The 13,183-nt window shown below is 36.4% G+C and carries 8 protein-coding genes; 2 read left to right on the top strand and 6 right to left on the bottom strand.

Annotated elements, in window-relative coordinates:
* The first annotated feature begins 418 nt into the window (after nucleotides 1-418).
* Nucleotides 419-1,087 (top strand): response regulator transcription factor, encoded by a 669-nt coding sequence (locus GQ47_RS15100; protein WP_035650060.1) that lies wholly within the window; start codon nucleotides 419-421, stop codon nucleotides 1,085-1,087.
* Between the two features lie 54 nt (nucleotides 1,088-1,141).
* Nucleotides 1,142-1,822 (top strand): DUF1345 domain-containing protein, encoded by a 681-nt coding sequence (locus tag GQ47_RS15095; RefSeq protein WP_152561039.1) that lies wholly within the window; start codon nucleotides 1,142-1,144, stop codon nucleotides 1,820-1,822.
* A 513-nt stretch (nucleotides 1,823-2,335) separates the two neighbouring features.
* Here the strand turns inward: GQ47_RS15095 and GQ47_RS15090 are convergent.
* The 6 genes from GQ47_RS15090 to GQ47_RS23875 form a co-directional block, all read right to left on the bottom strand.
* Nucleotides 2,336-3,091 carry a methyltransferase family protein gene (locus GQ47_RS15090; RefSeq protein ID WP_193745230.1) on the bottom strand — a complete coding sequence of 252 codons (756 nt, stop codon included), beginning with the start codon at nucleotides 3,089-3,091 and terminating at the stop codon, nucleotides 2,336-2,338.
* Between the two features lie 450 nt (nucleotides 3,092-3,541).
* Nucleotides 3,542-5,275 (bottom strand): LTA synthase family protein, encoded by a 1,734-nt coding sequence (locus GQ47_RS15085; RefSeq protein WP_238567998.1) that lies wholly within the window; start codon nucleotides 5,273-5,275, stop codon nucleotides 3,542-3,544.
* A 796-nt stretch (nucleotides 5,276-6,071) separates the two neighbouring features.
* Entirely contained in the window at nucleotides 6,072-6,806 is a 735-nt protein-coding gene (locus tag GQ47_RS15080; RefSeq protein WP_035650053.1) for a ZIP family metal transporter, read from the bottom strand.
* A gap of 311 nt (nucleotides 6,807-7,117) precedes the next feature.
* Nucleotides 7,118-8,299, bottom strand: a complete 1,182-nt coding sequence (locus tag GQ47_RS15075; RefSeq protein WP_035650051.1) for an efflux RND transporter periplasmic adaptor subunit — start codon at nucleotides 8,297-8,299, stop codon at nucleotides 7,118-7,120.
* An 11-nt stretch (nucleotides 8,300-8,310) separates the two neighbouring features.
* Nucleotides 8,311-12,684: a CusA/CzcA family heavy metal efflux RND transporter gene (locus GQ47_RS15070; RefSeq protein WP_035650048.1), complete on the bottom strand. Its 4,374-nt coding sequence runs from the start codon at nucleotides 12,682-12,684 to the stop codon at nucleotides 8,311-8,313.
* Nucleotides 12,685-12,771: 87 nt separating this feature from the next.
* Entirely contained in the window at nucleotides 12,772-13,092 is a 321-nt protein-coding gene (locus tag GQ47_RS23875; protein ID WP_371199638.1) for a DUF6660 family protein, read from the bottom strand.
* Nucleotides 13,093-13,183 lie beyond the last annotated feature (91 nt).

Here is a 13,183-nt window from a genome sequence, read left to right as displayed (position 1 = left end):
AGTGTGACATTACTCTTCCAATGAAAAATATGCTATTTTTCCCCATTAGCGTTGTGATTACCGATGCTAATTTAATATTATATCAATCCTTGAGGTCTGATTACCTTAATTCAATATGGCAGCCACCGCAAGAGCTTGGTGAGGCATAGCCAAAAGACACAATCTCTTGGGGAGAGTTGTCTGCATATTGACACAATACAGCTTTGTTAGCTTTATTGAATCAGTATGTCATCACAATTTATCTATGTACTGTACCATCTATCTTTATTTTTCTGTTTATTAAAATAAATTGCGGATTATGTTCGCACGTTATTTTAGGGTCGCTGACTGAAATGCACAAACATTTGGCAGGTTTTCAGATTAACACTCTTAAAATCAGAGAGCCCTAAATCTCCAACAATTAATTACCGTCTTAACAATGAATATTCTTATAATTGATGACCAACCAAAAATTGTAAACTTCCTGCGCATTGGACTCGAGGAAGGAGGACATTTTGTCCATACCGCTGAGGATGGTAAGGAAGGGGTTCTTAGAGCAGCTACAAGAAACTATGATTTGATTCTTCTGAACTGGATTCTTCCTACAGTTTCAGGGATAGAAGTATGCCAGGCAATCCGTGTATCCGATACCCAGACGCCTATAATTTTTATCACCACAAAAGATACACTAGAGGACACCATAGTTGCCCTGGAACATGGAGCAAATGATTATATAAAAAAGCCGTTTAGTCTTGAGGAATTAATTTCAAGAATTATGGCCTATGAAAGAAAAGGACAAAATTCAGAACGTGAATACTGGCTTTCAGATATAAATATAAAAATGAATACTTATAAAGTTTTTAAGTCAGGCCGAGAGGTTCTAATGACTCGTAAAGAATTTCTGCTGTTGGCTTATCTGCTGCGGCATAAAGGACAAGTATGTTCTCGCACAGACATTATCAAGGAGGTATGGAGTTCAGACTATGAGTATGACCCTGGCATTATTGATGTTTTTATGAGTAATATAAGAAAAAAACTCCGAATCTCTGCCACCGATGAAAGACTTCGAACTGTAAGAGGTATCGGTTTTATTGCTAATGAATCTTAATACTAATAAATCAATATTCTACGGGAGTTGATTAAATAATTTAAATTAAATATTTTGAAATCAAAGATAATTTGGATGAGCAAGATTGACAGTAACCTTCGATTATATATATCATTATCCATTGGTGCTGCTATGTTTTTTATGTTGGAAAATACTGAAAAAGCATCCGTACATTGGATGGCTTCATGGCTGGCTTTCTCTGGCGCCTATCTTCTTTTATGCTGGATGACAATTTTAAGCTTTCATCCTAAAGATTTGCATAAAATTGCAGAGAAGCAGGATTCAGGCCGCTCTTTAATTATGATACTGATTTTGATGGCTTCCATAATTAGTTTGATTGCTATTGTTTTGTTTTATAGGACTTCAGGTGAAATGAAAGGAACTGAATTGCTTATTCATATTTTACTTACGGTTTTCTCAGCCATATTGGCTTGGTGGCTGGTTCACACGACTTTTACATTTAAATACGCACATTTATACTATGCTGTGGGAGAAGAAAAAGCGGGGAGGCGTGTATTTGGAGGTCTGAATTTTCCTGAAGACAATACGCCGGATTATTTGGATTTTTGTTATTTTTCGTTTGTTCTGGGAACCACATTTCAGGTATCCGATGTTAGTATCACGGCAAGGCATATCAGGAGAATAGTTTTACTGCATGGTATGCTTTCCTTTTTTTTTAATACTATTATTTTGGCCCTAAGTATTAACATAATAGGCGGTTTGATCCAAAAGTAGTCCTATTCTTAGATATAAAAAGATCAAATAATGACTTTTTTATAAAGATGGAATTCATAATTAAAATTAATACTGAAAACTTTACGGTAAATGGCTATCTCAAATATAAAGTATGAATCGTATAGCGAAGGTTTTTGAGTAACTATTTTTGAGAGGCTTTAGAGTAATTTTATCATTGGCCTTACCTTAATCAAGAATCGAAGAGGTTTATTTGTAAAAGAACAGTATATAGTTTGTTTTATTGCCAAATTGTGCAGGCTGTCTAACAGTTTTTCAAAAAAAAGATTGTAGTAATCTGAAAATAATATACTGTGAATTATTTGTTTTTTATCAAATATAGAACCCCTCTGGATGCATTAATGGCTTTATGCATCCAGATAGGGAACTATTATATTGGGCAATACATATTCCCGGATAATTTCAATGATAATGTAATATTTATGAATATTTCATCATTTTGTAAATAATAATATCCATTTAGAGATTTCTTCGGATTTAATTCTATTTACACTCTTACCTCATTTTTACAATTATTCTCCGGAAAAAGGAAATTATGGATTTCAAGTTTTCACAGATATAAATAATACCGAAGATCAAACTTATTATAAGTGATACAAAATTATAGTTGTTTTTTCCTTGCATTAACTGACAGGAAATTTCAAACACAAAGAAAATAAAAAATGTACTGCAGAGACGCCCGGTTTCACTCTTTCTTATTTTTTTCCAGTTAAAAGATGAGTGTGACTTTTTATACAGCCAGACATTAGGAAGTATTGCAGGTACTTTTTCAGCCCAGCGAGAGTATTTAAAACCAAACGTACTTTTTAATTGCCTTTCTTTTGCCATCATTATTCTTTCAAGATATATAAAATATAAAAGTGCAAAGGCAAAGATGAACCAAAAGTCACCGGTGATGACAATCATTCCAAGCCATATTATAAAATTGCCTAAATACAAAGGATGCCTGACCATCGAATAAGTACCAGAGCTATAATGATTGGATACACCTGTTTTTTTATGTTCATGTCTTGGAATACTGGGAGTGTAACCTACGGTGAGTATTCTAATGGTGCATCCTAGAAGGCTTATTGCCAGGCATAAATATTCAAATAAGCTTTCAAAAGGTGATTGTCTTAAGATTAACCCATTTGGATTTTTTTCAGACTTAAGCAGTAATAAATAACCTATAAGAAGCATAATGTGGGGAAATGTTTTCCCGTATTTAAGCAGCCATATACTTTGTTTCTCGAATTCTTCCTGAAGTGCCATAATTATAAGTATTACAAGAATTGATATAGGAATGTAAGCAAGTGATGATATAGAAATTTGCATTGCTGAAAATTAGTTTGTAAGGCTAGAGTATGTTTTATCTGCCTAATTTTTAAGATAATAATGGTATAAATACATCATCGATATAACGATGCCTGCAATAATTACCAGAATAGCAAAAAATATAGCAAGATCCCGCAATCTTTTCATGGACTTGGAAGTTTTCCTGCTGTAGCGGGAATGACTCTTGTATACCGGCTGTTTTCCTTTTTTCATTTGTAAAATTTTTAAAGTTATACATTCTTGATATAGCTTGTCTTAAAGTAATTTCTCTTATGGCTCTGGACCAATTGGATGGGATTTGGTGAAGAATCATAGTAATAGACGAAAAAAACCTCCATTAGGTGTGTACTGGTACTGTTTTTTTCTGCAATTAATTTGTAATTAGAATTATTTCAATAATTTATTGGTAAAAAAATGATCTGCCGTCTGATACCATGCAATCGTTTCTTTTAGAAAAACCCTGTCCATGGGTATTTCCAATAGACTGTTGTCTTCTTTTTTCCATTTGTAAAACGACTGTCTTTTTTGATCGGATAGGATCATTACTTTATTTCTCTTCATCAGGGCTAGTTTTCGGTATGTTCCCAAAAAAGCACGTTGTTCAAATGAATTCTTTAAGACGTCTTTACCAAAAAAATTGGTCTGATAGCTCCAGTTCATAACGCCAAAAAGAGTAGGAAAGATGTCTATTTGCGAACACAATTTTGGAATATTTTGGTTTTGAGATGCTGGAAGATTTATAATCATGGCTGGAATATGGTAGTTGGCTACATCAATGGCATCTTTTCCTGCACTGCTGGCACAGTGATCACCAATTATGACAAAAATGGTATTTTTATACCATTCTTTTTTGGAAGCTTTTTTAAATAATTCCCGAAGTGCAAAATCAGTATATTTTACGGCTCCTTCACGGCTTGTTCCCGAAGGTATGTCAATTTTTCCTGAGGGATAGGTATAAGGTCTGTGGTTGGAGGTTGTCATGATAAAATTAAAGAATGGAACACCTTCTGTATATTGTTTGTCGGCAACACTTAACATTTTATTGTAGATATCCTCATCGCAAATACCCCAAGCATTTTCAAATGTAATTTTATGGTCCTCAATATTATTTCTGACGGTTCTAATCTGGTCACTTAGCACACTTCCACGTCCACGGTCGTAAATAGTAAAACCATTACCGCCGAAATAGGAATTCATATTGTCAAAATAGCCATCCCCGCCGTAAAAGAAATTACAATCGTATTGTTTTTCCTTAAAAACGCTGGCAACAGTAAAGAGATTTTGGTTTTCAGGTCTTTTTACAATACTTTGCCCAGGGGTTGGAGGGATTGATAATGTCACAGCTTCCATTCCTCGGACAGTTCTTGTCCCGGTGGCAAAAATATTTTCAAAAAAAATGCTTTTTTGAGCCAGACTGTCCATAAAGGGTGTGATATCCTGCTTATTTCCAAATTCTTTAAGAAAACTGGCACTAAGGCTCTCCACCAGGATAAAAACAACATTTCTTTTTGATGATAATTTCAAAGAGTCATTAATCTTTCTATGTATTGAAGGATATTTACCTGTAAAGCTGGCATTTGAATCTGACAGTTTACTGCGAACCAATTTAAAAGCCATGTCATCATCAATTGAAGTATAAAATTCATCATACTTCATTTGATTGTTGCGAAAGGCTGCAAAGAAAGAATAAATTCCCGATTTTGAAATTTCAGAATTATAACGGTTAGCAGACCACTCTGCCTGGGCATTTGAAATGTAAGAAGTAAAGAATGCCATAATAACTACAGTTATGGATAAAAAGGCTATTCTAGTGGAAGGTTTGGCGATAAACTCAAAAGTTTTTCGAAATGATTCCCGCCATTTAAAGATCAAAATGATGATCAAGGAGATTAGAACGGTTCCTCCAATTAAGAGTGGCATCGGATATGACTCTTCGATATTGGCCACTACCTCATGGGTATAGATCAGGTAGTCAACAGCAATAAAATTGAATCTAGTTCTGAATTCGTCCCAAAATGTAATTTCGGCAAAAAAAACTAATACCAATATAAATACGATAAGGAATGTGAAGAACCAGATTAGGATTTTATCAGTATATGTTCCAATCCATTTATTAGGCATAACTGCATAGTATAGCACTGCTGGAAATATAAGAAAGGAAATTGCTCCTATATCATAAAATAGTCCGATAAAAAGTGTTCGAAGCACGTCCAATATCTTCCATGAAACTTCCTGATACTGCCATATAAAAAATAAGAGCCGCAAAAGAAATGAAGCAGATATAAAAAATAAGATTAAATCCCTTATAAGGGCGTATCTTGGTGATAAAAATTGTTTATAAGACATATGATGTATCGTTTTAATTAAAAATTAGAGTTCTATTTGTATGTACTAAAAATTGTACAACAATATTTACTGTCGCTAAAAGACATTGTAAGGCAATTCAAAAAATAGCAATCAGCATACAAGCAACTTTTTTTATTGCTTTTTATTTATAGAGGCCTGGACTTTAAAATAGTGGGAGTGCTTTACATTAGGTCCAAATCACAATTTTTAAAAGCCATTTTTTTTTGAATCTCAATCTGGTAGACGTAGATTAATAATATCATAATCGCATCAGGTATTTAATTTAGTATGCCAACAAAGTTTGTATGATTTTTTTCTGATCGTAAAACTTCGGGTGTGACGTGCCATGCACTTAAACTTTTCTTGTCTTAGTCTAACTCAAATGCATTCTTATGAATCAAAGTGAGCAGAAATTAAAAATAATTAAGCCGCAATATCAAATCATCCTAAAAAAATAAATTCAATCTTATAAGGAAGTTTTCGTAAAGGCAGAATTTCTCTCCAAAAAACAATCAGTACAAATACATGTCAGCCGCCAGATATTGTTATAATGAATCAATGTTTAATTACATCAGTTCATCATACCCAGTATTAGAAATAACAGGAAACCAAGAAAAAAACAGGCTGTCTGGATTGGCGACTCTTTTTCTTCATGAGCCTCAGTCAGCAGTTCTTCTGTTACAAGAAACAGCAAGGCCGCTAAACCAAATGAAAGCAGTAATTCTAATAATTCCTGAGACAGGTGAGAAAGTAAAGTTATTCCTAAGAGCGCTCCAATAAAGAAGGTCAGGCCAAGTCCTGCCAAAATCAAAAAGTTTTCTAACTTTGAAATGCTGCTTTTGCGACAGGCTATCACTACGGCCAGCCCTAAAGAAAATGTTTCCAAACCCAGTGCAACAGAAAGCAGTATTCCTTCCTTCTTGCCAGCGGCAAACCCAATACCAAGCAAAAGCCCATCAATAATTAAATCAATGATTAGAGCACTAAGCAGGCCGAATGGCAGCCGATCTTTATTTTCATTTAGCGCATTTTCTGTTTTTTGGTTTCTTTCTGTAAAATACTTTACAAAAAGCATTAAAACAATCCCCATGCTAAAACCTATTCCAACCTCAATAGGCAGATGATTTTTAACAATATCAGGTAAAAGTTCCACAGCTACTACAGAAAAAACAACACCCGCAGCAAAATGTAAAATGGAACTGCGAATTACACCGCCAGGATTTTTGTAAAGTCCGACAGCCCCTCCAGCGATTATGGTTATTACGGGTAAAAATGCATATCCTAAAACTTCAGAAAGTATTTCCACTACTGTATATTTTATTTAATATTAACATACCTGTTTCCAGTTGCACTAAATTTGCCTTCCAAGCCTGCTGATCATGATTTGTTGCTTTTTGATCAGCTTACGTCCCAGTTGGTTTGATCATCTTTTGTATTTGTCCTTTTACTATTCTCTTAAAGACCGCTTATTTGTCATCTTCATGGTTATTTGTTTAAGATAAAACAGTCTGCAGGACAAATGTTTGTCACTACGGCCACTAGCAAAACTAATGGCAGTATATGACAATTTTGACCAGCGCGGAATTCTGAGCTTATAAAGAACTGTGTATCGGGGTGTTAATCTTCTTCGCCGCTGTTTTTCATTTTCGACAGTAAATCATAAGCGCCATTAATAACTATTTTAAGGTTTTTATAATCAGTCTGTTCATCAAAAATGATTTCAGTATAGTTCAATTCTGAGATTCCTGTTTTAACGTTCATTAATTTAAAACGGTTTACATTACCATGCTTATCTTTTGTCTGGCCATCTGCTACAAAGATATATTTGCTCCCTTCGAATTCCACGACAGCTTTTGAAACTACTGCAGGGACCTGTGAGCTTCCGCTCTCAACGAGGGCTTTCAGATACATCCCCGGCAAGAGATTCTTATCATTCTGATCTAATTTACAGTGGATCTGCACTGTTCTTTCTGCACTGATTTCTCTACCGATTAAAGTTACAGTAGCGGTTCTTTCTTTTGTTTCATTTGCAAGTGTGAACCTTACTTTTTGACCTATTTGAAGTTTTGGAACATCTTTTTCAAATACCGTAAGTTCAGCGTGAAGATTTCCCGTGTCAGCAATTTTAAAGAGAACATCTTCAGAATTTACAAAAGCGCCAATATTTGTATTTACTTGGGTCACATACCCATTTATCGGTGAATATAGTGGAATTGAGCTTTGTATAGTTCCCTTTTCAAGGCTTAAAATATTGACATTCATTAACTGCAGTTTTGATTTAAGCCCTGCAACGCGTGCGCGGACACTCTCATATTCTGATTTGGATTTCTGTAATGTTTTTAACGCATTAACATTTTCTTTCGACAATTGCAGCTGACGATCATAATCCTGTTTCAAATAGTTCAACTGGCTTTTAAGATCGATATAATCCTGCTGAGGCTGTATATAATCAGGGTTTTGCATCATGGCCACGAGCTGGCCTTTGCTTACTTTCATTCCCTGTAACAATGTTGTACTCTTCACAAAGCCTCCAAATGGTGTAGATATGGAAACAAGATTCTGCGGAGGAACATCAAGTATGCCATTTACCTTGGTAGTGCCACTTAACGCTTTTGATTCAATGGAGCCGAGTTCGATAGCTGCTGAATTATATTGCTCTGCGGTAATCTCTACAATGTTTGCCTGTGCTGCAGGTTTTGCCTCAGCTGCAGCAGGCTCTGATTCCTTGGTCTTATCGCCGCATGCTGTAAACAGAGTTACAGCTAAAAATAACATAGATGTTTTATATAGAATATTCATATTTTTTGATTTTATCTTGATAATTGGTTTGTTCCTGAAAGGTATTCCAACAGGGAAATACTCAGGTTGTATTGTAAAATTGCTGACAAATAATTCTCCTGGATTCCGGTGGCGGTCCTTAAATTAAAAAGATTTTCGGCATAACTGATATCACCATTTTTGTATGCGCTTTCACTTTTGTTTAAGAGTAGTTCAGCATTTGGCAAGCCAGATGTTAGATAGTAATCAATACTTGTTTTATTTTTCATGTATTCCTGCGAGGCCTGCTCAAACTGTCCTTTTATCGTTATCTGTTGACTCTCCAGTGTTTTAGAAGCTACCTGAGTATTAATTTCGGCTGCTTTTACTCTTGAACTGTATGAGCCAAAGAAAATTGGTAAAGAGATACCGGCCTGAAACCCCTGAAACCTGTCGCCTGAACGGGCGAGCTCGGTTCCCGAAGCATTAAGAGGAGAGCCTATGAGGGATTGATTAAAATAACCAAAGGTTAGATCGGGCAGTGATTTTGTTTTCTGTACTCTTTTTTGAAGTTTTGCAACCTCGATCTGTTGCTGTATAAATGCCAATGCAGGATTTGAAGATGCAAGTGCAGCATTATCCACAGCTGTATAATCGGAGAGTACTAAAGTTTTATCTGCAATAGCTATACGCTCGCTGCTTCCCAGTAATGCTTGAAGCTGCGAAAGATAAATTTCAATATTTGCCTCGTCCTGTCTTAAAACATTCCGTGTCTCGTTTAGTTGTGTCTCAGCAGTGCTTTGTTCCAAGAGGGTACTTTCCCCTGTTTCGAAGCGCAGTTTTGCTGATTTAAGGAAGCCGGAAAATATACTGTCCTGCTTTCTCAGAAGGGCCTGCCTTGCATACAAATACTGTAAATTTGTATATGTGTTTCTGATACGGTAGATTAGTTCATTTTTAGTGATATTTGTTCTTAACTCACTACTTTTTACCAACGCATTTCCTAATGCTGCATTTGCTCCAAAGACAGTTGGAAAAGGAATAGTCTGGGATACAGCAAAATTTTTATCGTTTTTCACATAGCTGTTGTATTGTCCAAACTGACCTGAAATTTCAGTTTTTGGGATTTCTACAGCGGATTTTTTCAGCTGTTGCTGATAATTAATATCCAATTGAGAGATGAGTACTTCGCGGTTGTTGCGCAATCCCTCTTCGATAGACTGTTCTAAGGTTAAGGTCTTATTTTGTGCTGTCGCAAAATTAGCTGTAAGCACTAAAACAATAATGGCTACTGTTGGATTTATCTTCATAGCTTTTTTATTAAATTTTTCAAACCAGATATAAAGTATTGGCAGGACCAGTAAAGTAAGCAACGTTGCAGTAAATAAACCGCCTATTACTACTGTCGCCAGAGGTTTTTGCACTTCTCCTCCACTACCATGGGATAGAGCCATTGGCAAAAATCCAAGTGAAGCCACAAGGGCTGTCATTACTACGGGCCTTAGCCTGACAGAAGTTCCCTTTATAACGATTTGTTTTAGGTCATCCATACCTTCTCTCTTCAGGAGATTAAATTCGGCAATCAGTACTATACCATTTAATACTGCAACACCAAAAAGAGCGATAAAGCCGACTCCAGCTGAAATACTAAACGGCATGCCTCGCATCCATAAGGCAAATATACCTCCAATGGCTGATAAAGGAATGGCAGTAAATATTAGCAATGCCTGCTTAACGGAACCAAAAGCAAAGAACAATAATAAAAATATCAGCATAAGCGATGCAGGTACAGCAATAGTCAGACGTTCTTTTGCAGCCTGCAGATTTTCAAATGTACCTCCATAAGTAGGATAATAACCTGATTCGAATTTAACCTGTGTGTCTATTTTTTTCTGAATTTCAGCAACAACACTCTCTACATCCCTTCCACGCACATTAAAGCCGACAATAATTCTTCTTTTGGCATCTTCTCTCTGTATCTGGTTTGGACCTTCTTTAAAACTAACATTGGCAAGCTGATCTAAAGGAATCTGATTTCCATTAGGGGCAGTAATAAAGAGGTTTTTTATATCATCGATCGACTGTCGATTTTCTTTTCCAAGTCTTACTACCAGACTGAATCTTTTCTCGCCTTCAAAAACCAGTCCTGCGGCTTCACCGGCAAAGGCCGAGCGAATCGCTGTATTTACATCTTCTACATTTAGACCAAACTGTGCTATTTTATCTCTTTGAAAGCCAATTACAATTTGTGGCAGCCCTGAAACCTGCTCCACATAAATGTCCTCTGCACCATTGATTTTACCCGCTATTGAACCTATTTGTTTAGCGTATTTGGATAGTTTATCTAAATCTTCACCAAATATTTTAATGGCCACGTCCTGTTTTACACCTGAAATTAATTCATTGGAACGCATTTGAATCGGCTGTTGGAATCCAAAAGTGGCTCCTGCTATATTTTCTTCAAGTTTTTTCTGCATCAATTCTGCGAGGTCGGCTGAATTGTCAGCACTTGTCCACTCACTTTTATCTTTTAAGATAACCATCATATCACATGCTTCTACAGGCATGGGGTCGGTAGGAATCTCAGAAGAACCAATCTTACCAATAACTTCCTTTACTTCAGGAAAATTATCTTTAAGTACCTTAGCTGTTTTTTGTGTTGTTTCAATGGTCTGAGAAAGGCTGCTGCCGGTCAGGACTCTAAGTTCTACAGCAAAATCGCCTTCTTCGAGCGTCGGAATAAATTCGGCTCCGAGATAAGTAAACACGATCATGCTTAATACCAGCATTCCAACGGCAATCCCCACTATAATAGCTTTGGAGCGAAGTGCAAAAGCCAAAATCGGTGTATAGGCCCTTTGTATAGCATTAACAATCCGATCTGAAATATTTTCCTTTACAGCTACTTTTTTGCTTAAAAATAGCGCACTCATAACAGGCACGTAAGTCAATGAAAGTATAAAAGCTCCCAATATTGCAAAAGATACTGTTTGTGCCATAGGCCTGAACATTTTGCCTTCTACGCCTACCAATACCAGAATTGGTAGATATACGATAAGAATCACGATTTGACCAAAGGCAGCAGAACTCATCATTTTACGCGCATTACTCATAACGCTGTGATCCATCTGTTCCTGTGTAAGGACTTGGCCCTTATGTTTGACATGCAGATAATGCATTGTGGCCTCTATAATTATGACGGCTCCATCTACAATTAATCCAAAATCAATTGCACCCAGGCTCATCAAATTGCCATCGACACCAAAGAGATTCATAAGGCATATAGCAAATAGCATAGCCAGTGGGATTACAGATGCCACAATAAGTCCGGCTCTCAAATTTCCTAAAAGCAATACCAAGACAAATATTACAATAAGTGCTCCTTCTGCAAGATTTTTGGTAACTGTGCCGATAGCATTGTCAACCAATTTAGTCCTGTCTAAGAAAGGTTCTATAGTAACACCTTCCGGCAGAGTTTTTTTAATCTGCTCCATTCGGGTTTTTACATTCCCAATTACTTTGGATGCATTGGCCCCTTTTAACATCAAAACAATTCCGCCGACCACTTCACCTTCATCGTTTCTTGTCATTGCACCATACCGGGTAGCTGCCCCAATATTAACCTCGGCGACATTTCGAATTAAAACAGGAGTACTGTTAGCATTGGTTTTAACGACAATGTTTTCAATATCATCAACATTATTGATTAAACCCTCGCTTCGAATGAAGTAGGCATTTGGTTTTTTATCAATATAGGCTCCGCCCGTATTTTGGTTGTTTTTCTCAAGTGCTTGAAAGACATCATTTATACTGATGTTCATACTGCGCAGTTTGTCAGGATTAAGGGTTATTTCATATTGTTTAAGAAAACCTCCAAAGCTGCTGACATCAGCGATACCGTCAACTCCTAAGAGCTGTCTTCGCACAATCCAGTCCTGAATGGTACGAAGCTCTGTGGCATTATACTTTTTTTCCTGTCCTTTTTTAGGATGCAGTACGTATTGGTAGATCTCACCTAAGCCGGTTGAAACGGGAGCCATCTGCGGCAATCCCATACCAGGAGGAATTTGTTCGCTTGCTTCGCTAAGACGTTCTGCAACTTGCTGTCTTGCCCAGTAGATATCAATATTTTCCTTAAAAACAACAGTAACAACTGACAAGCCGAAACGGCTGAAAGAGCGAACTTCCTCTATGTCTTTAATAGTTGCCATTGTCTGTTCCACAGGAAAGGTGACAAAGCGTTCAATATCTTCTGCTCCGTTGCTTGGAGAACTGGTTAGGATTTGTACCTGATTGTTTGTAATGTCAGGGACCGCATCAATAGGTAGCTGTCTGACGGAATAAATTCCCCAAATTATTAAGGCTAAGACCATAAGCCCAATAATCAATTTGTTCTTTATAGAGAACTGGATGATTTTGTTTAACATGAATGAAAATTTAGTTAAATGACGATAAATAGTATGGCATGATGCCACAACGAATCACTTCGATCTGATCGAAAATACAAAAGTCATTTAACTAATTTTGGGCGGTTGCCAGATGGAACCGTGAAAACGGGAGTAAGCTACTGAAACGTAGCTTTGTTGTTTTTTTCTTATAGGTGAACTTGCGATCACTTCTTTTGCGATCTGGCTACCAAAATCCAAACAAAGAATGGTTCTGCAGCAATTACAGGTGCAAAACGGAGAACAATCATCTTTACTTTGTTTTTTATGTGAAGAAGAATCTGAGAAGGAAACATGTGAAGTACTCAAGGCATTACTCTGACTATCGGCACATGGAATGGCCGAAAGGGTGATGAAAATCAGAGTTAATATGGTGCATATGTATTTCACGAAAGCAAAAATACATAATTATATAATATGGATGCAGATAATTGTTTTTTTTATTATAAGCAGGAATTCATTTTAAATTATACAGTTCAAC

The sequence above is a fragment of the Flavobacterium sp. ASV13 genome (genome assembly GCF_000745775.1).
Lineage (GTDB): Bacteria > Bacteroidota > Bacteroidia > Flavobacteriales > Flavobacteriaceae > Flavobacterium.
This window is presented reverse-complemented; position numbering and strand designations above follow the sequence as displayed.

Bases quoted from the DNA above. Each gene is read 5' to 3' on its own strand.
- GQ47_RS15090 (WP_193745230.1), bottom strand. From the start codon at position 3,091: ATGGCACTTCAGGAAGAATTCGAGAAACAAAGTATATGGCTGCTTAAA.
- GQ47_RS15070 (WP_035650048.1), bottom strand. From the start codon at position 12,684: ATGTTAAACAAAATCATCCAGTTCTCTATAAAGAACAAATTGATTATT.
- GQ47_RS15085 (WP_238567998.1), bottom strand. From the start codon at position 5,275: ATGCCTAATAAATGGATTGGAACATATACTGATAAAATCCTAATCTGG.
- GQ47_RS15075 (WP_035650051.1), bottom strand. From the start codon at position 8,299: ATGAATATTCTATATAAAACATCTATGTTATTTTTAGCTGTAACTCTG.
- GQ47_RS15100 (WP_035650060.1), top strand. From the start codon at position 419: ATGAATATTCTTATAATTGATGACCAACCAAAAATTGTAAACTTCCTG.